At 73.2% G+C, this 20884-nt stretch carries 21 protein-coding genes; 3 read left to right on the top strand and 18 right to left on the bottom strand.

The features are described 5' to 3' along the window. Positions 1-11 precede the first annotated feature (11 nt). Complete coding sequence (locus tag GD748_RS17855; protein ID WP_152196589.1) at positions 12-932, top strand: PfkB family carbohydrate kinase; 921 nt, start codon at positions 12-14, stop codon at positions 930-932. Positions 933-939: 7 nt separating this feature from the next. On the opposite strand, the gene GD748_RS17850 is transcribed toward GD748_RS17855, so the two are convergent. The 11 genes from GD748_RS17850 to GD748_RS17800 form a co-directional block, all read right to left on the bottom strand. Beyond that, a complete protein-coding gene (locus GD748_RS17850; protein ID WP_226921593.1) occupies positions 940-1611 on the bottom strand; it encodes a nucleoside/nucleotide kinase family protein in 672 nt (223 codons plus the stop codon). Beyond that, positions 1608-2528, bottom strand: coding sequence for a TrmH family RNA methyltransferase (locus GD748_RS17845; protein WP_226921591.1), 921 nt, complete (start codon positions 2526-2528; stop codon positions 1608-1610). The genes GD748_RS17850 and GD748_RS17845 overlap by 4 nt, the downstream gene beginning before the upstream one ends. A 51-nt stretch (positions 2529-2579) precedes the next feature. Then, positions 2580-2960, bottom strand: coding sequence for a 50S ribosomal protein L20 (gene rplT / locus GD748_RS17840; protein ID WP_152196588.1), 381 nt, complete (start codon positions 2958-2960; stop codon positions 2580-2582). Positions 2961-2987: 27 nt separating this feature from the next. Next, positions 2988-3182, bottom strand: coding sequence for a 50S ribosomal protein L35 (gene rpmI, locus GD748_RS17835; RefSeq protein WP_152196587.1), 195 nt, complete (start codon positions 3180-3182; stop codon positions 2988-2990). Between the two features lie 88 nt (positions 3183-3270). Beyond that, positions 3271-3876 (bottom strand): translation initiation factor IF-3, encoded by a 606-nt coding sequence (gene infC, locus GD748_RS17830; protein WP_405002705.1) that lies wholly within the window; start codon positions 3874-3876, stop codon positions 3271-3273. 371 nt (positions 3877-4247) lie between these two features. Then, positions 4248-5045 (bottom strand): SseB family protein, encoded by a 798-nt coding sequence (locus tag GD748_RS17825; protein WP_152196586.1) that lies wholly within the window; start codon positions 5043-5045, stop codon positions 4248-4250. Then, the gene (gene priA, locus GD748_RS17820) at positions 5042-5776 is read right to left on the bottom strand and encodes a bifunctional 1-(5-phosphoribosyl)-5-((5-phosphoribosylamino)methylideneamino)imidazole-4-carboxamide isomerase/phosphoribosylanthranilate isomerase PriA (RefSeq protein WP_152196585.1); all 735 of its coding nucleotides are present in this window, start codon (positions 5774-5776) and stop codon (positions 5042-5044) included. Before priA ends, GD748_RS17825 begins: the two co-directional genes overlap by 4 nt. A gap of 10 nt (positions 5777-5786) precedes the next feature. Beyond that, the gene (gene hisH / locus GD748_RS17815; protein ID WP_152196584.1) at positions 5787-6431 is read right to left on the bottom strand and encodes an imidazole glycerol phosphate synthase subunit HisH; all 645 of its coding nucleotides are present in this window, start codon (positions 6429-6431) and stop codon (positions 5787-5789) included. Further along, the gene (locus GD748_RS17810; RefSeq protein WP_152196583.1) at positions 6428-7225 is read right to left on the bottom strand and encodes a hypothetical protein; all 798 of its coding nucleotides are present in this window, start codon (positions 7223-7225) and stop codon (positions 6428-6430) included. Before GD748_RS17810 ends, hisH begins: the two co-directional genes overlap by 4 nt. Continuing rightward, a complete protein-coding gene (gene hisB, locus GD748_RS17805; RefSeq protein ID WP_152196582.1) occupies positions 7222-7833 on the bottom strand; it encodes an imidazoleglycerol-phosphate dehydratase HisB in 612 nt (203 codons plus the stop codon). The genes GD748_RS17810 and hisB overlap by 4 nt, the downstream gene beginning before the upstream one ends. Continuing rightward, the gene (locus GD748_RS17800; RefSeq protein ID WP_152196581.1) at positions 7830-8987 is read right to left on the bottom strand and encodes a histidinol-phosphate transaminase; all 1158 of its coding nucleotides are present in this window, start codon (positions 8985-8987) and stop codon (positions 7830-7832) included. Before GD748_RS17800 ends, hisB begins: the two co-directional genes overlap by 4 nt. A 245-nt stretch (positions 8988-9232) precedes the next feature. Between GD748_RS17800 and GD748_RS17795 the strand changes: the two genes are divergently transcribed. Beyond that, positions 9233-11527: a RecQ family ATP-dependent DNA helicase gene (locus GD748_RS17795; RefSeq protein WP_152196580.1), complete on the top strand. Its 2295-nt coding sequence runs from the start codon at positions 9233-9235 to the stop codon at positions 11525-11527. Positions 11528-11567: 40 nt separating this feature from the next. Here GD748_RS17795 and GD748_RS17790 read toward each other — a convergent pair whose 3' ends face one another. Genes GD748_RS17790 through hisD form a run of 3 tightly spaced genes read right to left on the bottom strand, consistent with a single transcriptional unit; the run spans position 11568 to position 14539 of the window. Next, a complete protein-coding gene (locus tag GD748_RS17790; RefSeq protein WP_226921589.1) occupies positions 11568-12716 on the bottom strand; it encodes an MFS transporter in 1149 nt (382 codons plus the stop codon). Beyond that, a complete protein-coding gene (locus tag GD748_RS17785; protein ID WP_152196579.1) occupies positions 12713-13168 on the bottom strand; it encodes a nitroreductase family deazaflavin-dependent oxidoreductase in 456 nt (151 codons plus the stop codon). Before GD748_RS17785 ends, GD748_RS17790 begins: the two co-directional genes overlap by 4 nt. A 15-nt stretch (positions 13169-13183) precedes the next feature. Beyond that, positions 13184-14539, bottom strand: a complete 1356-nt coding sequence (gene hisD, locus GD748_RS17780; protein WP_152196578.1) for a histidinol dehydrogenase — start codon at positions 14537-14539, stop codon at positions 13184-13186. Between the two features lie 71 nt (positions 14540-14610). Here hisD and GD748_RS17775 point away from each other — a divergent pair, with 71 nt between their 5' ends. Continuing rightward, positions 14611-14841, top strand: a complete 231-nt coding sequence (locus tag GD748_RS17775) for an RNA-binding S4 domain-containing protein (protein ID WP_152196577.1) — start codon at positions 14611-14613, stop codon at positions 14839-14841. A gap of 96 nt (positions 14842-14937) precedes the next feature. Here the strand turns inward: GD748_RS17775 and dnaE are convergent, their stop codons facing one another. From dnaE to GD748_RS17755, 4 genes are all read right to left on the bottom strand, one after another. Further along, complete coding sequence (gene dnaE, locus GD748_RS17770) at positions 14938-18486, bottom strand: DNA polymerase III subunit alpha (RefSeq protein ID WP_152196576.1); 3549 nt, start codon at positions 18484-18486, stop codon at positions 14938-14940. 182 nt (positions 18487-18668) lie between these two features. Beyond that, positions 18669-19202, bottom strand: a complete 534-nt coding sequence (locus GD748_RS17765; RefSeq protein WP_152196575.1) for a GNAT family N-acetyltransferase — start codon at positions 19200-19202, stop codon at positions 18669-18671. Beyond that, the gene (locus GD748_RS17760; protein WP_152196574.1) at positions 19199-20131 is read right to left on the bottom strand and encodes an RluA family pseudouridine synthase; all 933 of its coding nucleotides are present in this window, start codon (positions 20129-20131) and stop codon (positions 19199-19201) included. Before GD748_RS17760 ends, GD748_RS17765 begins: the two co-directional genes overlap by 4 nt. Continuing rightward, positions 20124-20798, bottom strand: coding sequence for a signal peptidase II (locus GD748_RS17755; protein WP_152196573.1), 675 nt, complete (start codon positions 20796-20798; stop codon positions 20124-20126). Before GD748_RS17755 ends, GD748_RS17760 begins: the two co-directional genes overlap by 8 nt. Positions 20799-20884: the final 86 nt, after the last annotated feature.

Here is a 20884-nt window from a genome sequence, read left to right as displayed (position 1 = left end):
CGATCGGCACCATGGCTGGTCCACGGGTGGTGTGCTGCGGGCTCACCACGCTCGACGTCACCCAGGTGCTCGACGCTCTGCCCGGCCCCGACGAGAAGGTCGTGGCCCGTTCCGCCGCCGTCGAGGTGGGTGGCCCGGCCGCCAACGCCGCCCGGACGGCCGCCGCACTCGGCAGACCGACGCTGCTCGTCACGGCGTTGGGCACGGGTCCGCTGGCCGAGCTCGTCCGTGACCGCCTCGGCGCCGAGGGCATCGACGTCGTCGACCTGGCCGACGACGGTGAGCCTCCGCTCTCCACGGTGCTGGTGACCGCGGCCACCGGCCAGCGTGCGGTGGCCTCGACGAACGCCGTCGGCCGGTCTGTGCGACTGCCGGCGACCGCGCTGCTCGACGGCGCCGGGGCGCTGCTCGTCGACGGCCATCTGCTCGCCGCGCAGACGACGTTGGCGGCCGCGGCCCGCAGCCGTGGCGTCCCGGTCCTGCTCGACGGCGGCTCCTTCAAGGTCGGGCTGGAGGGCCTGCTGGCGCACGTCGACCTGGCGGTGCTGTCCGCGGACTTCGCCCTGCCGGACGGCGCCGAGCCGACCTTCGCGCCCGACCTCGCAGAGCCAGACCTCGCCGAGCCTGGCCCGGACGACCATGAGGGCCGGCTGCTGGCCGCCGTCGCCGAGCTCGGTCCGAGCTTCGTGGCGCGCTCGCACGGGGCCGGTCCGGTCGCGGTGCTCGCCGGTGGCGTGCGCACCGAGCTCGCGGTCCCCGCGGTGGGCGACGTGGTCGACACCCTCGGCGCCGGCGACGTGCTGCACGGTGCGACGGCGGCGGCCCTGGCGGAGGGCAGCTCGTGGGTGGACGCCCTGGCCGCCGGGATCGCGACGGCCAGCAGGTCGGTGAGGTTCCCCGGCGCGATGGGCTGGGCGGTGACCGGCGGCTGACCGCCTCTCAGTCCTCGTGCCAGCGCACCACGACGTCGGCCCCGGAACGTGTGGTGGCGATCAGCTCGGCGTTGCGCTGGTCGGACCCGCCGGCGAACGCGGCGGCGATCTCGGGCGGTCGCCCGTGCGCGAGGTGCCGCGCGAGCAGCCGGGCCCGGCGGGCGGTCTCGTCGACCTCGACGTACCAGGTCTCGTCGAGCAGCCGGCGCAGCCGGTGCCAGGGCTCGTCGCGCAGCAGGAGGTAGTTGCCCTCGGTGAGGACGACGTCGGTGCCGGCCGGGACGGGCACGGCGCTGCCGATCGGCTCCTCCAGGTCGCGGTCGAAGAGCGGGGCGTACACGGTCGCGGAGTCGGGTCGCTGCACGCGGATGCGGCGCACGAGGGCGACGTAGCCCTCGGCGTCGAAGGTGTCGACGGCGCCCTTGCGCGCGGCCCGGCCCAGCCGCTCCAGCTCGGCCTGTGCGAGGTGGAAGCCGTCCATGCCGACGACGACGGTGCTGGTGCCGGCGGCCCGCAGTCGCTCGGCGAGCAGGCCGCACAGGGTGGACTTGCCGGCTCCCGGTGCCCCCACGATCCCGATGAGGGCGCGGCCGCCACGGTCGGGCCCGCCCCGTCGGCGGACGTCCTGGATGCGTGCCGCCAGCGCGTCGAGGTCCCGCGGTCCGGCGTCGAGGATCACGGACGAGTCCTGCGCTGGGCGCGGGCGGAGGCGTACAGGCACACGGTGGCGGCGGTCGCGAGGTTCAGCGACTCGGCGCGCCCGTGCACCGGCACCCGCACGGCGGCGTCGCACAGGCCGCGTTCGGCGGCGCTCAGTCCGTGCGCCTCGTTGCCGAAGACCCACACCGTGGGCGCACCGAGGTCCGGCGCCACCAGAGCCGTGGCGGACAGCTCCGCGGCGCCCACGGACGCCAGGCCGTCGCTGCGGTCGAGGAGGTCGTCCAGGTCCCACTCCCCCGCGCCGTCTGCGGCCAGGACCACCGGGGCGCCGGTGCCCGGGCGGCGCAGCGCGGCGAGGGTCTCCTCGAGCCCCGCGCCGGTGACGACCGGCAGGTGGAACAGCGAGCCGGCCGTGGACCGCACGACCTTGGGGTTGAGCACCTCGACGCTGCCGGCGGCGAGGACGACGGCGTCGGCCCCGGCGGCGTCGGCCGCACGGATCACGGCGCCCGCGTTGCCCGGGTCGCTCACCTGGGCGAGCACGGCGACCAGCCGCGGACCGGCGCCGTCGTTCGTCGTCGCGAGGTCGGCCAGGCCGGCCGAGGTGGTGGGGCCGGCGGCGTCGAGCACGGCCAGGACGCCCTGGGCGTCGGTGCTCATCGCGCGCAGGACCTCGGACGAGGCGGTGTGCAGGTACCGGCCCCCGGCGCGGGCGGCGTCGACGATCTCCGGGTGGCGGACGGCGGCGTCGGGCGTGAGGTAGACGTCGCGGACCTGGGCAGGCACGTGGCGCACGGCCTCGCGCACCCCCTGCGGTCCCTCGACGAGGAACTGCCGGTGCCTCGAACGAGCCGAGCGCCCGGACAGCCCCCTGACCCGTGCCACCCGCTCGGCGCGGGGGTTGGTCATCTCGGGGGTGTCCGGGCGCTCAGTCATGCAGGACATCCTGCCGCCCGTGCGCCGGGCGGCGGTAGCCGGGCCTGAGACTCAGGCGGCCGGCGCGTTGACGTCGGTCGGCAGAGCCTCCTTGGCGGTGGCGACGAGCGCGTTGAACGCGGCGATGTCGGTCACTGCCAGCTCGGCGAGCATGCGGCGGTCCACCTCGACGCCAGCGGCCTTGAGGCCCTGGATGAAGCGGTTGTAGGTCATGCCCTCCGCGCGGACCGCAGCGTTGATGCGCTGGATCCACAGCCGCCGGAAGTCACCCTTGCGGGCGCGACGGTCGCGGTAGGAGTAGGTCGCCGAGTGGGTGACCTGCTCCTTGGCCTTGCGGTACAGCCGCGAGCGCTGGCCGCGGTAGCCGCTGGCGGCCTCGAGGGTAGAACGGCGCTTCTTGTGGGCGTTGACCGCCCGCTTGACGCGTGCCACGTCAGTCTCCTAACAGTTTGGGCGGCGTTACTTGCCGAGCAGCTTCTTGATCTTCTTGACGTCGGCCGGGGCGACGACCTGGTCCTGCGCGAGGCGGCGGGTCCGCTTGCTCGGCTTGTGCTCGAGCAGGTGACGCTTGTTCGCCTGCTCACGCATCAGCTTGCCGCTGCCGGTGACCCGGAAGCGCTTCTTCGCACCGGAGTGCGTCTTCATCTTCGGCATGTTCGTCCCTCAGTTGTCTGCGCTCGGGGCGCAGATCTGTCCTGCCCTGACCCGGTGAGGACCAGGGCGTATTCCAGGTATGTGTGCGCTACGAGGCGCTGGGCTCGGCCTCGGCCGCCGGCGCGGCGGCCGGTGCATCGGTCGGCGCGGACTTGCCGGCCTTCTTGGCCGTCCGCTCGTCCTCGCGCTTGCGGCGCTGCTCGCTCATCGCCTCGGCCTTCTTCTTGTGCGGGCCGATCACCATGGTCATGTTGCGCCCGTCCAGGCGCGGCGCGGACTCCACCGAACCGAGGTCGGCGACGTCCTCCGCCAGACGCTGGAGCAGCCGCATGCCCATCTCGGGGCGGGACTGCTCGCGGCCGCGGAACATGATCATGACCTTGACCTTGTCGCCGCCCTTGAGGAAGCGCACGACGTGACCCTTCTTGGTCTCGTAGTCGTGCGGGTCGATCTTCAGGCGGAAACGGATCTCCTTGAGGACCGTGTTCGCCTGGTTGCGCCGGGCGTCGCGGGCCTTCATGGCGGACTCGTACTTGAACTTCCCGAAGTCCATGAGCTTGGCCACGGGCGGGTGCGCGTCGGGTGCGACCTCGACCAGGTCCAGGTCCGCCTCCTGCGCCAGGCGCAGGGCGTCCTCGACCCGGACCACGCCGACCTGCTCGCCGGCAGGGCCGACCAGCCGGACCTCCGGCACGCGGATCCGCTCGTTGATGCGGGGCTCGCTGATGCTGTGCTCCTCTACCTCGTGTCTGCTCGACCGCCGTGGGACGAAGAAGGCCTCCGTCGTGCAGTCGCACGCGGAGGCCTCGAGGTCGGTGTCGCGGCGTCGCCGGAGCGTCGCGTGCGAGCACGCACGAGGGCGGACCCTCGTCGACCAGGACCCGGCCTCTGCTCCGCCTCCCGGCGGTGTGAGACCAAGGTGGGAGAATCTCCGCTTGCGCACCAGGGATCGCTCCCTGGTCGGTCAGTGGACAAGGTTAGCACGGCCGCACCCCCGGCGCCGAGGACCCGGACGTGGTCCGGCGCACACCTCCCGCCGGGAGCCGGCGGTGCGGCGCGGCCCGTTCAGGCGACTGGCGTGGGGGCGAGCTCGAGGGAGTCGACGCGCTCGCGCAGCAGCTCGTGCTCGGACAACGCGGCGCTCGCCCGCCCGACGACGGCGCGCAGGTCCTCCGCCGACAGCCCGGCACGCACGGCGACCACCACCCGCAGCTCGGCGGTGCGACCACGCTCGAGGCGCACACCGACCAGCTCGGTGATGCCCCGCAGCGCGTCGACCGCGGCGGCCGGCAGGGCCGGATCCGCCCACGACGGCGTCCAGGCCTGCTGCTGGGCGAGCGCCCACACGGCCGGCCGTGGAACCAGGACCGTCACGTCGCTGCCGGGGTCGAGGACCAGGAGCGAGTCGGTCTCCCCGACCGCGGACACGGCGGCGCGGGTGGCCTCGACCGGGACCGGGCGTGCGGTGGCGTTCCAGCGCTGCATCGCAGTCACCGAGGAGAACACCGGCAGGGCGGCACGGCCGTCGGCGGTGCGCACGGAGACCATCGCAGCGGACGCCATCGCGTCGCCGGAGCGGTCGCCGGTCTTGAACTTGTCGGCCGCGTGCTCGGCCACGTTGCCCTCGGCGTCGCGGCCCGGGTGCTCGTGGGCCACCACGGGGACGATGACGCGGCCGTCGCGCATCGCCTCGACGACCGCCACCACCCGCTCTCCGGCGTCCTCCTGTCCGAGGGCCGCTGCCATGGCGGGCTGGACGGCGCCGTCGTCGCCGGAGAAGGGGTTGGGCTTCAGCGCGCGCCCCGCCCAGGGCTGTCCGGCGGAGTCGGTGAGCCCCAGCTGATGGTGGTCGTGCGTGCTCACGGCCACCCGGCCACGTCGAGGGCCTCGGTGAGCGTGAACGCGCCTGCGTACAGGGCCTTGCCGACGATGGCACCCTCGATCCCGGCGTCGGTCAGGCCACGCAGCGTCTCGATGTCGTGCAGGTTCGCGATCCCGCCGGAGGCCACCACAGGGGCGCTCGTGCGTGCGCAGACCTCCTCCAGGAGCTCGACGTTGGGTCCGCGCAGGGTCCCGTCCTTGGTGACGTCGGTGACGACGTATCGCGAGCAGCCGTCGGCGTCGAGACGCGCCAGGACCTCCCAGAGGTCGCCGCCCTCACGCGTCCAGCCGCGTGCCGCCAGGGTCGTGCCGCGCACGTCCAGACCCACGGCGACCTTGTCGCCGTGCTTGGCGATCACCTTCGCCGTCCAGTCCGGGTCCTCCAGCGCGGCCGTGCCGAGGTTGACCCGGCGGGCACCGGAGTCGAGGGCTCGCTCGAGGGAGGCGTCGTCGCGGATGCCGCCGGAGAGCTCGACCTTGACGTCCAGCTCGGCCACGATGCGGGCGAGCAGCTGGTGGTTGTCACCGCGCCCGAAGGCGGCGTCGAGGTCGACGAGGTGGATCCACTCCGCCCCCTCGGCCACCCACGCGCCGGCTGCCTCGGCCGGGTCGCCGTAGGCGGTCTCGGACCCGGCAGCCCCCTGGAAGAGCCGGACGGCCTGACCGTCCACGACGTCGACGGCGGGCAGCAGCTCGAGGCGGGGTGTGCTCATGGTGTCTTCCTCAACGGTCCAGGGCGGTGACCCAGTTGCGCAGCAGCTGGGCGCCGGCGTCGCCGGACTTCTCGGGGTGGAACTGGGTGGCGGTCAGAGCGCCGTTCTCGACGGCGGCCACGAAGGGGCGGCCGTGCTCGGCCCAGGTGACCAGCGGTGGCTCCAGCGGGCTGTCGCTCGTCAGGGCGGCGGCGGGGTCGGTCTGCACGCCGTAGGAGTGGACGAAGTAGAACCGCTCGTCGTCGACGCCGTCGAACAGCACGGTGCCCTCGGGGGCGCTGACCGTGGACCAGCCCATGTGCGGGACGACGTCGGCCTCCAGGCGGGTGACCTCGCCGGGCCACTGGTCCAGGCCGGCGGTGGAGACCCCGTGCTCGTCGCCGGAGGTGAACATGACCTGCATGCCGACGCAGATGCCCAGCACCGGTCGGCCGCCGGCGAGGCGCCGCTCGATCATCATGTCCCCGCGCACGGAGCGCAGCTGCTCCATGACGGCTGCGAAGGCGCCCACGCCCGGGACGACGAGACCGTCGGCGGCGGCGACGGCGTCCGCATCGGCCGTGAGCGCGACCTGGGCACCGACCCGCTCGAGCGCACGGACGGCCGAGCGCACGTTGCCCGACCCGTAGTCCAGGACGACGACGCGCGGGCTCACGGCTTCCTCCGGCGCAGGCCGCGCCCGAACATCCGGGCGGCCTTCCACCGCGGCAGGGTGCCGGAGCGCTGGTGCCCCTTGACGGCGTCGGCGCGCACCCGCCCGAGGATGAGGTCCTCGACCACCTGGTCGGCACCGGCCAGGATCAGCCCGGCCGGCACGTCCCCCTCGGGCTCGCCGCCGGTGTAGCGCCGGGCGCTGAGCTGGCCGGACAGCCCGGACTCGATGCCGACGTCCGTGGCCAGGTCCGCGGTGAGCAGCACCACCCCGGCACGGGAGAGGCGCGAGAGGTTCTTGGCCAGCTCCTCGGCCTCGGGCGGGAAGCCGCCGTCCTCGCCGCCGAGCAGCTGGGAGATGTCCCAGTCGTCGGCCGGCGCCTTGGCCGCGACCTCCAGGGCGGCGACGGCGCCCGAGGAGGAGGGCACGACGTCGACGTCGATCCCCGCCATGGCGCACAGGCCGGCGAGGGCCGGTGCGGAGGCGACCGGGGTCAGCACGAGCGCGAGCTTGGCGGGGACGCCGGCGGTCTCGGCCGCACCGTCGGCGTGCTCGACGGTGCGCGCGTCGGTCCCGCCGCCGCCCGGGACGTCGTCGCCCGCCTCCGTGGTGGGCACACCGGCGTCGAGGGCGCGCAGCATCCGCTCCACGTCCTCCTCGGTCACCGGGGCGTCACCGTCACGAGCGTCCCTGCCACCGGGCACGTCGCGGGGTGCGTCGTCGCCGGGCACGTCGCGGGGTGCGCCGTCGCCAGGCACGTCCTCGCCGCGCGGCACGTCGTCGCCGGGCCGGCTCACAACGCTCCCTTCGTCGAGGGGACACCCTCCACGCGGGGGTCGAGCGCGACGGCTGCCCGCAGGGCCCGGGCGACCGCCTTGAACTGGGCCTCGACGATGTGGTGCGGGTCGCGGCCGCCGAGCACTCGCACGTGCAGGCAGATGGCCGCGTGGTGCGCGATCGACTCGAGCACGTGCCGTGTCAGCGAGCCGGTGAAGTGGCCACCGATGAGGTGGTACTCCTGCCCCGCCGGCTCACCGGAGTGCACGAGGTAGGGGCGCCCGGAGACGTCCACCACGGCCTGGGCGAGTGCCTCGTCGAGCGGGACCAGCGCGTCGCCGAAGCGGGCGATGCCCTTCTTGTCCCCCAGCGCCTCGCGCAGGGCCTCGCCGAGGCAGATGGCGACGTCCTCGACGGTGTGGTGCGCGTCGATGTCGGTGTCGCCGGTGGCCTGGACCGTGAGGTCGATCAGCGAGTGCTTGCCCAGCGCGGTCAGCATGTGGTCGTAGAACGGCACCGAGGTGGAGATCTCGGTGCGTCCCGTCCCGTCCAGGTCCAGCTCGACGACGACGTCGGACTCCGACGTGCGGCGCGTCACCCGCGCGGTCCGTGCGCTCTGCTCGGTCAACGGCCCAGCACCTCCTCCAGGGCCGCCCGGAAGGCGGCCGTCTCCTGCGGCGTCCCGACCGACACGCGCAGCCAGCCCTCGGGACCGACCTCGCGGATCAGGACGCCGCGCTCCAGCAGACCATTCCACACCTCGTGCCGGTCGTCGAAAAGTCCGAAGAGCACGAAGTTGGCGTCCGAGTCCGCGACCGTGAGGCCGCGGCCGCGCAGCCAGGTGACCAGGGCGTCACGCTCGGCCCGCAGCGACGCGACCTGGCTCATCAGCTCGGCGCGATGACGCAGTGCGGCGAGCGCGGCAGCCTGGGTGACGGCGGAGAGGTGGTACGGCAGACGGACCACGCGCAGGTGGTCGACCAGCTGCGTCGTCGCCGCGAGATAGCCCAGCCGCAGCCCGGCCATCCCGAAGGCCTTCGACATGGTGCGCGAGACCGCCAGGTGCGGGTAGCGGTCCAGCAGGGTCAGCGCGGATGCGACGCCTTCCCGACGGAACTCGCCGTAGGCCTCGTCGACGACGACGACGGCGTCCGTGGGTGCGCCGTCGGATCCGGACGGGCCCGCGCCTGCTGCGGCGTCGCAGACCGCCTCGATGGTGTCGAGCGGCAGCGCGGTGCCGGTGGGGTTGTTCGGGCTCGCGAGGAGGATCACTGCCGGCCGGTGCTCGGCGATCTGGGCGCGGACGTGATCGACGTCGAGGGTGAAGTCCTCCTCGCGGCGGCCGGCCACCCACTCGGTGAGGGTGTCGCGCGCGTACTCCGGGTACATGGAGTAGGTCGGGGCGAAGGAGAGCACGGACCTGTCCGGGCCGCCGAACGCCTGGAGCACGTGGAGCATGACCTCGTTGGAGCCGTTGGCGGCCCAGATCTGCTCGGCGCCGAGGGCGACGCCGGACTCGACCTGCAGGTACTCGGCGAGCTCGGCGCGCAGCTCGGGGAAGTCCCGGTCGGGGTAGCGGTTCAGGCCGTGCGCCGCCTTCGCGACGGCGTCGGCGATCTCGGCGACGACCGCCTCCGACGGCGGGTACGGGTTCTCGTTGACGTTGAGCAGCACCGGCACGTCGAGCTGCGGGGCGCCGTAGGGCGTCAGGCCCTCCAGGCCTCGGCGCAGCGGGAGACGGGCGCCACCGGTTGCGGTGTCGGTGGTGGAGGGGGTGCTCACGCAGCAAAGTCTAGGCCGCGCTCGGCGGGCACCCGGCCGGTGTCTCGGACTGCGGGTACCGGCCGCCGGTCCGCACAGCGCACCTGACCGACGGCCGTGCCCGGATCACGGTCGGGACGTGCGCCGCCTGCTGGCCGGTCGGGACATGGACCGCCTGCGGGACGGCCGGCGTGGTCCGCCTGTGGGTGGGCCACGAGAGCCTGGCCGATGCTGTGAGAGCGTGGGCGCCGGACGAAGGGACACCCATGAGCGAGGACCTCGCACCCGCGACGACGGCCGCGGGCACCACCGACCTGCGCGAACGGGCCGAGGCGGCGCTGCGCGCCCTGGTCGGCCGGGACGACGCCCGCCTGCGCGAGGACCAGTGGACCGCCGTCGAGGCGCTGGTGGCCCACCGACGGCGTGCCCTGGTGGTCGAGCGGACCGGCTGGGGCAAGTCGGCGGTGTACTTCGTGGCAACGGCGTTGCTGCGGGCCGGGGCCGCCGGCCGGCCGCCCGCAGGACCGACCGTGATCGTCTCCCCGCTGCTGGCCCTCATGCGCGACCAGATCGCCGCCGCCGCGCGCGCCGGGATCCGAGCGGTGACGATCAACTCCGCCAACGTCACGGAGTGGGGCCAGGTGCACGCGGCGATCGCGGCCGGCGAGGTCGACGTCCTGCTGTGCTCTCCGGAGCGGCTGAACAACCCGGCGTTCCGGGACGAGGTCCTCCCCCGGCTGGCCGCGAGCGCCGGCCTGGTCGTGGTGGACGAGGCGCACTGCATCTCGGACTGGGGCCACGACTTCCGGCCCGACTACCGGCGCATCCGCACGCTGCTGGGCGACCTGCCCGAGGGCATCCCGGTCCTGGCCACGACCGCGACGGCGAACGCCCGGGTCAGCGCCGACGTCGCGGAGCAGCTCGGCGTGGGACGCCACGAGGAGGGAGTGCTCGTCCTGCGCGGGTCTCTCGACCGGCCCTCGCTGCACCTGGGCGTCCTCGCCCTGCCGGACCAGCCGAGCCGGGTGGCATGGCTCTCCGGGCAGCTGGGCCGGTGGTCCGGCTCGGGGATCGTCTACACGCTGACGGTCGCGGCCGCCCAGGGGGTCGCCGAACAGCTGCGGGAGGCCGGCCACGAGGTCCGGGCCTACACCGGGCAGACCGACACGGCGGAGCGTGAGCAGCTCGAGGCGGACCTGAAGGAGAACCGGGTCAAGGCGCTGGTGGCCACCTCGGCGCTGGGTATGGGGTTCGACAAGCCGGACCTGGCGTTCGTCGTGCACCTGGGTGCCCCGTCCTCCCCCATCGCCTACTACCAGCAGGTCGGCCGCGCCGGCCGCGGGGTCGACCGCGCCGACGTCGTCCTGCTGCCCGGAGCGGAGGACCAGGACATCTGGGACTACTTCGGCTCGATGGCCTTCCCGCCGGAGGGCTCGGTGCGCGAGACCCTGACGGCGCTGGCCGAGGGCGGCACGATGTCCACCGCCCGGCTCGAGACGCAGGTGGACCTGCGCCGCAACCGGCTCGAGACCATGCTCAAGGTCCTCGACGTCGACGGCGCCGTGCGGCGGGTCCGCGGCGGCTGGGAGTCCACCGGGACCCAGTGGGTCTACGACGCCGAGCGTTACGCCCGGGTCGCCGAGACCCGCACCGCCGAGCAGCAGGCGATGGTCGACTACCAGCGCCTGCCTGCCGGCGGCTGCCGGATGGCCTACCTACGCGCCCAGCTCGACGACCCCGACCTGACCGACGGCTGGCGGTGCGGACGCTGCGACCTGTGCGGCGGGCTGGCCCTGGAGGCCGACGTGGACGCCGACGCCGTGCGGCAGGCGCGCGCGGCGCTGGACCGGCCGGGGATCGAGATCTCTGCGCGGCGGCAGTGGCCGACCGGGATGGATGCCATCGGGCTGGACCTGAAGGGCAAGATCGGCGACGCCGAGCGCGCGGAGACGGGTCGTGCGCTCGCCCGCCTGGACGGCCTGGGCTGGTCGGTGCCGCTGCGTGCGCTGCTCGAGCCGGCGCACGAGAGTGCGCCCGGCGAGCATTCCGTGGACGACGGCGCACGTCCAGTCGACAGCGGACGTTCGGCCGACGGCGCAGCAGGACAGGCCGCCGGCGGCCGGGACGGGCTGTTGCCCACCAGCCTGCGTCAGCCGGTGGCCGAGGTGCTGCGTGACTGGGCCCCGGCCTTGCGTCGCGGTGACGGCTCGTCCGGCGTCGACGGTGTGGTGATGATCGCCTCGGCCGGCCGCCCCCAGCTCGTCGAACATCTCGCGAAGGGCGTCGCGCACCTCCTCGGAGCCCCTCTTGTCGGCGCGGTCGGCCCGGACCCGGACCGGCCGGCCGGTCGCCACGACGTCAACTCGGCGCAGCGGCTGGCCGGCGTGCAGCGGCGGCTGCGTCCGGAGCTCTCGGACGCTGCGCTCGCCGGGCTGCCCGGACGCACCGTGGTGCTGGTCGACGACTTCACCGACTCCGGCTGGACCCTGACGGTCGCTGCCCGGTTGCTGCGCCGGGCCGGCGCCGCGGCTGTCTACCCGTTCACGCTCGCCCAACGCTGAGTCGTCCGGGTCGGGCCGCGGCGGGCTGCGAGCTCTCGGGTCAGATCACCGGGGCCCGCCGTGGTCGCCGCAGCGCGAGCGGCAGCGTCAGCAGCGACAGTGCGCCGGCCACGAGCATCGCGGTGCTGAACGACGTCCCCGCGGCGACGAGACCAACCACGACCGAGCCGAGCCCGGTGCCGGCGTCGAACCCGATGTTCCACACGGCGCTGGCCGGGCCGTAGTGCGGGCGGCTGACCGAGGCGAACGCCACCACCAGGGTGAGGTTCTGCAGCGCCCCGTAGCTGGCCCCGACCACGGCTGCACCGAGCAGGAGCGCCGGGCCGTCGGTCTGCGCCGGGTCGCGCACCGCCCAGGCGATGATCGCCATGCCAGCCGCGGTGACCAGCACCAGCGGCCAGATGAACGGCTGCGGGCCGAACCGGTCGGCGAGCGACCCGACCCGCCACCGCGTCAGGGCGGCGGTGACACTCATGAGGAGCAGCGCCAGCACGGTGAGGGTGGCGCTGCTGCTCATCTGCGCCATGAACGTGATGAGCGCCCCGCCGGCCAGGGTCACGCCGAGCAGCAGCACCATGGGCCGCAGCAGCCTGAGGTACGGCGCCCGCTCCTGCTCCTCGGGGACGTGGTCGAGCATCCGGGCGAGAGCGAGCGCAGGCACGACGCCGACCAGCGGGAGGCCGGCGACGACGAATACGACCCAGAAGCCGAGCCGCTCGGCGATCCACGGTGCGCCGGCCAGCAGCAGCACCTGCGGGCCGGCGATGGCGAGCCCGTAGGCGCCGATCGCCTGCCCGCGCCGGGCCGGCTCGACCAGCTCGGCCACCAGGGCGCTGCCGGTGACGGTGAGCACGCCGAACCCGAGGCCGCGCACCGCCGAGAGCACCAGCGTCGGCCCCAGCGCGTCGGTGAGGACGTGCGCCAGCCCGGGCAGCCCGAGCAGGAGCATGCCCGCCACGAGCACAGGCGCCCACCCGAACCGGCGCAGCGCGCCGGGGACGACGAGCTGGGTCAGCACGGTGAACAGCATGAGCACACCGTTGACCAGGCCGGCGCCGCCCGCGCCGGCGCCGCCGTGCACCGCCCACAGCGGGGCCACCGGCAGGAGCGCGGCGTACCCGGAGAAACCCAGGACGGTCATCGCGATCAGCAGCGGCATCCCGCGGACCCGCCAGACCGAGACGCTCACCTCGGCACGGCGGCGACGCGCACGAGGGGCACCCGCTCGCCGACGTCGGCAGGAAGCGGGTCGGCCGAGGTCAGCCCCTCGATGCCGAGGGCGCGTGCGACGAACCGGGCACGTAGCGGGTGCTCCCGCCGGTAGCGCTCGAGGAGCGCCCGTGCCTCGGCCGGCGGCAGCACCTCGGCGACCGCCCGCACGCCGACGACTCCGCCCCGCCACAGCCGTACCCGGGGGTCGGCGACGATGTTGCGGAACCACTGCGACCGGCGCCCATAACCTGCGGCGACGACGACCGCGCCCGCCTCCGGGATCACGACCTCGAGGACGACGTACCGCCGGAGTCCGCTGGTGCGGCCGGTGTGCTCGACCATGACCAGGACACCGCCGAAGACCCACCCGAGCCCGGCCTTGAACAACGAGATCGGGGCGCGGGCGAGACGGCGCGGAATCTTCCTCATCGGCACTCGAGCCACCTACTCGAACCTGGCGTTGACGGCCTCGGCGTGCCCGGGCAGGTCCTCCGACGTCGCCAGCGCCGTCAGCGGTGCGGCGAGCTGCTTGAGCGCCGTCTCGTCGTACTCGATGACCTGCACCGACTTGATGAAGGCCGTGACGTTGAGGCCGCTGGCGAAGCGGGCAGTCCCGCCGGTGGGGAGCACGTGGTTGGACCCGGCCAGGTAGTCCCCCAGCGGCACCGGTGAGTAGGGGCCGACGAAGATGGCGCCGGCGTTGCGGATCCGGCCGGCCACCGATGCCGCGTCGGCTGTCTGGATCTCCAGGTGCTCGGCACCGTAGGCGTCGGCGACGGCGACGGCCTGGTCGAGGTCGGTGACGAGGACGGTGCCGGACTGGGGGCCCGTCAAGGCTGTCCGCACGCGTTCGGCGTGCTTCGTGGCGGCGACGCGCGTGGTGATCTCGGCGTCGACCGCGTCCGCGAGGTCGGGCGAGTCGGTGATCAGCACCGAGGCGGCGGCCGGGTCGTGCTCGGCCTGCGACATGAGGTCCACGGCCACGTGTGCCGGGTCTGCGGTGGCGTCGGCGAGGACGGCGATCTCCGTGGTTCCGGCCTCGGCGTCGATGCCGACGGTGCCCATCACGGCGCGCTTGGCGGCGGCGACGTAGATGTTGCCCGGGCCGGTGACGACGTCGACCGGCTCGCAGAGCAGCTCGCCGTCCAGCTCGGCGGCGGCCAGGTCGGCGCGGTCGACGTCGTTCTCGACACCCGCGCCGTAGGCGAGCATGGCGACGGCCTGCGCACCGCCGACCGCGTAGACCTCGTCGACGCCGAGCAGCGCGCAGGCGGCGAGGATGACGGGGTGCGGCAGGCCGCCGAACTCCTTCTGCGGCGGCGAGGCGATGGCCAGCTGCTCGACACCGGCGACCTGCGCGGCGACGGCGTTCATCACCACGCTCGACGGGTAGACGGCGAGCCCGCCGGGCACGTAGAGCCCGACGCGGCGCACCGGCACCCAGCGCTGGTGCACGTGGCCGCCGGGGGTGATCTCGGTGCTGGTCTCCGTCGGCAGCTGCGCGGTGTGACCGGCGCGGTTGTGCGCGATGGAGATCTCGAGGGCCTCGCGGACATCGGGGTCGAGGTGCTCGAGGGCGTCGGTGAGCGCCGCGGCAGGCACCCGGATGTGCTCGGGCCGGACGCCGTCGAACCGCTCGGCGAGGTCGCGCAGGGCGGCCGCACCGCGCTCCCGCACGTCGGCCAGCACGTGCCGGATCGCCTCCAGCGCCCCCTCGACGTCCAGTGCGGCCCGCGGCAGCGTGGCGGCGAGCTCGGCAGCGGTGAGGGACTGACCACGCAGGTCCGTGCGCTTGAGCATGCTCTCGATCCTAGGTGCCCGGTCCAGGTCGGCGGCCGGGCGGTCCACCCGCGTGCTGGCAGGATCGGGGTATGAGCATCGACGACGTCCCCACCGTCCCGACCACGGGCACCATCCGGCTGGGGCAGTTCCTCAAGCTCGCGAACCTGGCCGAGTCCGGCGCGCACGCCCGCGACCTCATCGCCGACGGCGAGGTCAGCGTCGACGGTGCGGTGGAGACCCGCCGTGGCCGCCAGCTCGCCGCCGGCATGCTCGTCCAGGTCGCACTGCCCTCGGGGATGCTGTCCGCCCGGGTCGGCTGAGCCCCGGGCGTACCGCCATGAACAGACTGAAGGGTTCGTACCGGATATCGGTACGAACCCTTCGGCCTGAGGGGACGAGAAGCCTCGAGGCGGCCGTCAGTGCACCAGACAGCTGGGGCCGAGCAGCGCCTTGAGGTCGCCGAACAGCGCCGGGGTGGGCTCCACCCGCAGGTTGTCGGCCAGCTTCATCACCGTCGCCCGGCCCGGGCTGGTCAGGCGCAGGCGCACCTCGGCCTGGCCGGGGTGGTTGGTCAGGATGCCGCGCAGCTGCTCAACGACCGGCTCCGTGCACCGGTTCGACGGGAGTGTGAGGCTCACGGGTCCGTTCTCGGCGTCCGAGACGTCCGGCAGCGTCATCTCCTGGGCGTAGATCGTCGGGATGTCGTCGCGCCGGTTCAGCCGGCCCCGGACCGTGACGATCGTGTCCTCGGCCAGCGCCGTGGAGACGGTGGCGAACGTCTGCGGGAAGAAGAGCACCTCGATCGACCCGGCCAGGTCCTCCACCGTCGCGATCGCCCAGGGGTTGCCGTTCTTGGTCATCTTGCGCTGCAGCGAGGTGACCAGCCCGGCGACGTGCACGTTGGCGCCGTCGGGCCGGGCGTCGTCCTCGAGCAACGAGGCGATCTGCGTGTCCGCCGCACGCTGGAGCACGTGCTCGAGCCCCGCGAGGGGGTGGTCGGAGACGTACAGGCCGAGCATCTGGCGCTCGAACGTGAGCTTCTGCTTCTTGTCCCACTCGGGCAGGTCCGGGATCTCCACGGTGAACCCGCCGGCCGCGCCGTCGTCCCCGCCGAGGGCGGCGAAGAGGTCGAACTGGCCCACGGCTTCGTTGCGCTTGACGTCGACCACCGCGTCGATGGCCTCCTCGTGCCGGGCCACCAGGGCACGACGCGTGTGCCCGAGGGTGTCGAACGCACCGGCCTTGATCAGCGACTCGATCGTGCGCTTGTTGCAGACGACTGCGGGGACCTTGTCGAGGAAGTCGGTGAACGAGGTGAACTCGCCCTTCTCCTCGCGGGTCTCGATGATCGCCTTCACCACGTGGGCACCGACGTTGCGGATCGCGGCCAGGCCGAAGCGGATGTCGGTGCCGACCGGGGTGAAGTTCGCCGCCGAGGTGTTGACGTCCGGGGGCAGCACGGTGATGCCCATGTGCCGGCACTCGCCCAGGTACAGCCCGAGCCGGTCCTTGTTGTCCTGCGTCGAGGTGAGCAGGGCGGCCATGTACTCGGTCGGGTAGTTCGCCTTGAGGTACGCCGTCCAGAAGGACACGACGCCGTAGGCGGCCGAGTGCGCCTTGTTGAACGCGTAGTCGGAGAACGGCAGCAGGATGTCCCACAGCGCCTTGACGGCCGCGGCGGAGTAGCCGCGCTCGAGCATGCCGCCCTCGAAGGAGGCGTACTGCTTGTCCAGCTCGGCCTTCTTCTTCTTGCCCATCGCGCGGCGCAGCAGGTCGGCCTGGCCGAGCGTGTACCCGGCGACCTTCTGCGCGATGGCCATGACCTGCTCCTGGTACACGATCAGGCCGTAGGTGGTGCCGAGGATCTCCTGCAGCGGCTCCTCGAGCTCGGGGTGGATCGGCTCGATCTTCTGCTGGCCGTTCTTGCGCAGCGCGTAGTTCGTGTGCGAGTTCGCACCCATCGGGCCCGGCCGGTACAGGGCACCGACGGCGGAGATGTCCTCGAAGTCGTCCGGGCGCATCAGCCGCAGCAGGGTCCGCATGCCGGCGCCGTCCAGCTGGAACACGCCGAGGGTGTCGCCGCGGCCGAGGAGCGCGAACGTCTTCTCGTCCTTCAGCGGCAGGGTCTCGAGGTCGACCTGCTCCTTGCCGTTGATCTCGAGGTTCTTCAGCGCGTCGTCGAGGACCGTGAGGTTGCGCAGGCCGAGGAAGTCCATCTTCAGCAGCCCGAGGCCCTCGCAGGTCGGGTAGTCGAACTGCGTGATGATCGCCCCGTCCTGGGGCCGGCGCATGATCGGGATGATGTCGATCAGCGGCTCCGAGGACATGATGACGGCGCAGGCGTGCACGCCCCACTGACGCTTGATGCCCTCCAGGCCCTGGGCGGTCGAGACGATCTTCTGCGCCTCCGGGTCCGTGCTGTGGACCTGGCGGAACTCCTCGGCCTCGGCGTAGCGCTTGTCCTTGGGGTCGAAGATGCCCGAGAGGGTGATGTCCTTGCCCATGACCGACGGCGGCATCACCTTGGTCAGCTTCTCCCCCATCGCGAACGGGTAGCCGAGCACGCGGGAGGAGTCCTTCAGGGCCTGCTTGGCCTTGATCGTGCCGTAGGTGACGACCTGGGCGACGCGGTCGTCGCCGTACTTCTGGGTCACGTAGTCGATGACCTCACCGCGCCGGCGCTCGTCGAAGTCGACGTCGAAGTCGGGCATCGACACACGGTCGGGGTTGAGGAAGCGCTCGAAGATCAGGCCGTGCACCAGGGGGTCGAGGTCGGTGATGCGCATGGCGTAGGCGACCATCGACCCGGCGCCCGAGCCACGGCCGGGGCCCACGCGGATGCCGCGGGACTTCGCCCAGTTGATGAAGTCGGCGACCACGAGGAAGTACCCGGGGAAGCCCATCTGGGTGATGACGCCGACCTCGTACTCGGCCTGCTTGCGCACGTGGTCCGGGATGCCCTCGGGGTAGCGGTAGTGCAGCCCCTTCTCGACCTCCTTGACGAACCAGGAGTGCTCGTCCTCGCCCGCCGGGACCTCGAAGACGGGCATGTAGTTGGCGCCCTGGGCGGCGGTGCGGAACTCGACGTCGGACTGCTCGGCCACCAGGAGCGTGTTGTCGCAGGCCTCGGGCAGCTCGCGCCAGAGGTGGCGCATCTCCGCTGCGGAGCGCACGTAATAGGTGTCGCCGGTGAACCGGAAGCGGTTCGGGTCGGCGAGCACGGACCCGGAGTTGATGCACAGCAGGGCGTCGTGGGTGGTGTGGTCCTCGGCCTTGACGTAGTGCGAGTCGTTCGTGGCGAGCAGGGGTGCGTCGATGTCCTTGGCCAGGCGCAGCAGGTCCTTGATGACCCGCTTCTCCAGGTCGAGGCCGTGGTCCATCAGCTCGACGTAGTAGTTCTCCTTGCCGAAGATGTCCTGGAACTCGGCGGCGGCGCGCACGGCCTCGTCGTACTGGCCGAGCCGGATGCGGGTCTGGACCTCGCCGGAGGGGCAGCCGGTCGTGGCGGTGAGACCCTGGCCGTACGTGGTGAGCAGCTCGCGGTCCATGCGCGGCGCCTTGCCCATCTGCCCGTCCAGGGAGCCGAGCGAGGCCATCCGGAACAGGTTGTGCATGCCCTCGGTGGTGCGGGCGAGCATGGTCATGTGGGTGTAGGAGCCGCGCGCCGAGACGTCGTCATCGCTCTGGGAGTCGTCGCCCCAGCGCACCCGGGTCTTGTCGGCCCGGGCGGTGCCCGGGGTGAGGTAGGCCTCGACGCCGATGATCGGCTTGACGCCGGCGCTGCGTGCCTTCGACCAGAAGTCGTATGCCCCGAACATGTAGCCGTGATCGGTCATGGCGATGGCCTTCTGGCCGAGCCGGTTCACCTCGTCGAAGAGCGGGTCCAGCTTCGCGGCGCCGTCGAGCATCGAGTACTCGGTGTGCACGTGGAGGTGGACGAAGTCATCAGATCCTCCGGCAGCCATGGGGCCAGTCTAGGTCGGGGTACCGACAGGTCCGGCCAGGCAGGCGCGGCCCGCCCCGGCGCGTCGCCGGGGCCCGGCGTGTCGGGTCCAGCGTGTCGTCATGGGGCGGCGTGGTCCGCGGGCGGGCCGGCCAGTGGGTCGTCGCAGAACAGCCGCCTCCGGCGCCTGACGTACCGGCGCGCTCAGGAGCTGATGGTGCGTGCCATGTCCTGGTGCCAGATGCCGGCGTCGAGGTACCGCTCGCCGCTGACGACGGAGTAGCCGAGCCGGCGGTAGAACTCGAGCGCGGACTCCTGGGCGGACAGCACCACGGTGACGGCCAGCGCCCGCGTGTCCGGGCCGCCGGCGTCGGAGGGACCGGCACTCACCGCGTGCTCGGCCAGCGCCAGCGCCTCGATGGCGACCACGAGCCTGGCCCCGATGCCGCGCCCGCGGGCCTCGGCACGCACTGCCAGCCGTCCGAGGTGGACCTCGCCCGGGTGGCCGGGATCGCTCAGCAGGCGTCCGGTGCCGAGGGCCCGTCCGCGGGCGTCGTCGACGGCGAGCACGTGCGTCGTCGTGGAGGCGGTGTCGAGGTCGTCGACCTCCTCCTCCAGCGGCACCTGCTGCTCGGTGACGAAGACCTCCAGGCGGACGTCCCAGGCCTGCTCCAGCCCCGCCCGGGTGTCCACGCGGACGACGGTGACGCCGTCGCCGCTCTCGAGCACGTCGCTCATCGCGCTCCCTCCCGCATGCTCTCCAGCGCGTGGGCGAGGTCCTCGGGGTACTCGCTGCCCACCTGCGTCCACCGGCCGGTCGCCGGGTGCTCGAAGCCCAGCCGCACCGCGTGCAGCCACTGCCGGGTCAGCCCCAGGCGGGCGGCCAGCCGGGGGTCGGCACCATAGGTGAGGTCACCCACGCAGGGGTGGCGCACCGCGGCGGTGTGCACGCGGATCTGGTGGGTGCGTCCCGTCTCGAGGTGGATCTCCAGCAGCGACGCGCCGGCCATCGCCTCGAGCGTCTCGTAGTGGGTGACGGACTCCTTGCCGCCGGCGACGACCGCCATCTTGTACGACTGGCTGGGGTGTCGGCCGATGGGCGCGTCGATCGTGCCCGTGGACGGGTCGGGGTGGCCCTGGACCAGCGCGTGGTAGACCTTCTCGACCGTGCGCTCCTTGAAGGCCCGCTTGAGCACGGTGTAGGCGAGCTCGGACTTCGCCACGACCATCAGGCCGGAGGTACCGACGTCGAGGCGGTGCACGATGCCCTGGCGCTCGGCTGCGCCCGAGGTGGACACCCGGTGCCCGGCGGCGCCGAGCGCGCCGACCACCGTGGGCCCGTCCCACCCGGGGCTCGGGTGGGCCGCCACGCCCACCGGCTTGTCGACCACGACCACGTCGTCGTCCTCGTGGACGATCGCCATGCCCTCGACCGCGACTGGCGCGGCCTCGGCGGCGGGTGCGACGTCGGGCAGCGTCACCTCGAGCCACCCGTCGGCGACGAGCCGGTCCGACTTGGCCAGGGCCCGGCCGTCCAGGGTCACGTGTCCGGCGGCTGCGAGCTCGGCCGCGCGCGTGCGGGACAGCCCGAGGAGCCTCGACAGGGCCGCGTCGACCCGCATCCCGGCGAGGCCGTCGGGCACCGGGAGCGACCGCGTGTCAGGCATCGGTGCCCCGCTCGTCGTCGGCCCGCTCCGCGGCGTCCGAGGCGAGCGAGCCGTCGATCTCCCGGCCGCGCAGGGCGAGGACGGCGATGAGGATCGCCGCTCCGACGATGGCGATGTCGGCGATGTTGCCGACGAACCAGCCGTTGTAGTTGATGAAGTCGACGACGTGCCCGCGCGCGAAGCCGGGGTCGCGGAAGAGCCGGTCGTAGAGGTTGCCCAGGCAGCCGCCCAGCAGCATCCCCAGCGCGAGCGCCCACCCCAGGGACCCCAGGCGCCTGGAGACCCTCAGCACGACCACGGCGACGACCACCATGATGATGGTGAAGACCCAGGTCATCCCGGTGGCGAAGGAGAATGCCGCACCCGGGTTGTAGACGAGCTGGAGGCCGAGCAGGTCTCCCAGCACCGGGACGATCACGCCCTGCTCGAGCCGGGCCTCGGCCAGGCACTTGGTGATCTGGTCGACGACGGCGATCAGTGCCGTGAGCGAGAGCAGCAGCACGAGCAGCCGTCGACGACGCGACGACGTCGCCGGCGCGGGTGCAGCCGGCTCCGCCACCGGCTCGGTCGTCGCCGCGGGTCCTCCCGGCGCGGTCACGGGAGCGTCGTCGGTCGGGTCGCGGTAGAGGTCACGTCGACGCTGCGGCGTCTCGGGCTGGCTGTCCATCGCGGTCAGTCTCCCACGGTCCCGCGCGAGGACCGACGACGCAGGCGCACCCGCAGGCTCGGCCGCGGCGGCGGACCTGAGAGGAC

Origin of the sequence: Georgenia subflava, assembly GCF_009193155.1 — a bacterium.
GTDB lineage: Bacteria > Actinomycetota > Actinomycetes > Actinomycetales > Actinomycetaceae > Georgenia > Georgenia subflava.
The sequence above is the reverse complement of the archived record's forward strand: the minus strand, read 5'-3'. Positions and strand labels throughout refer to the sequence as shown.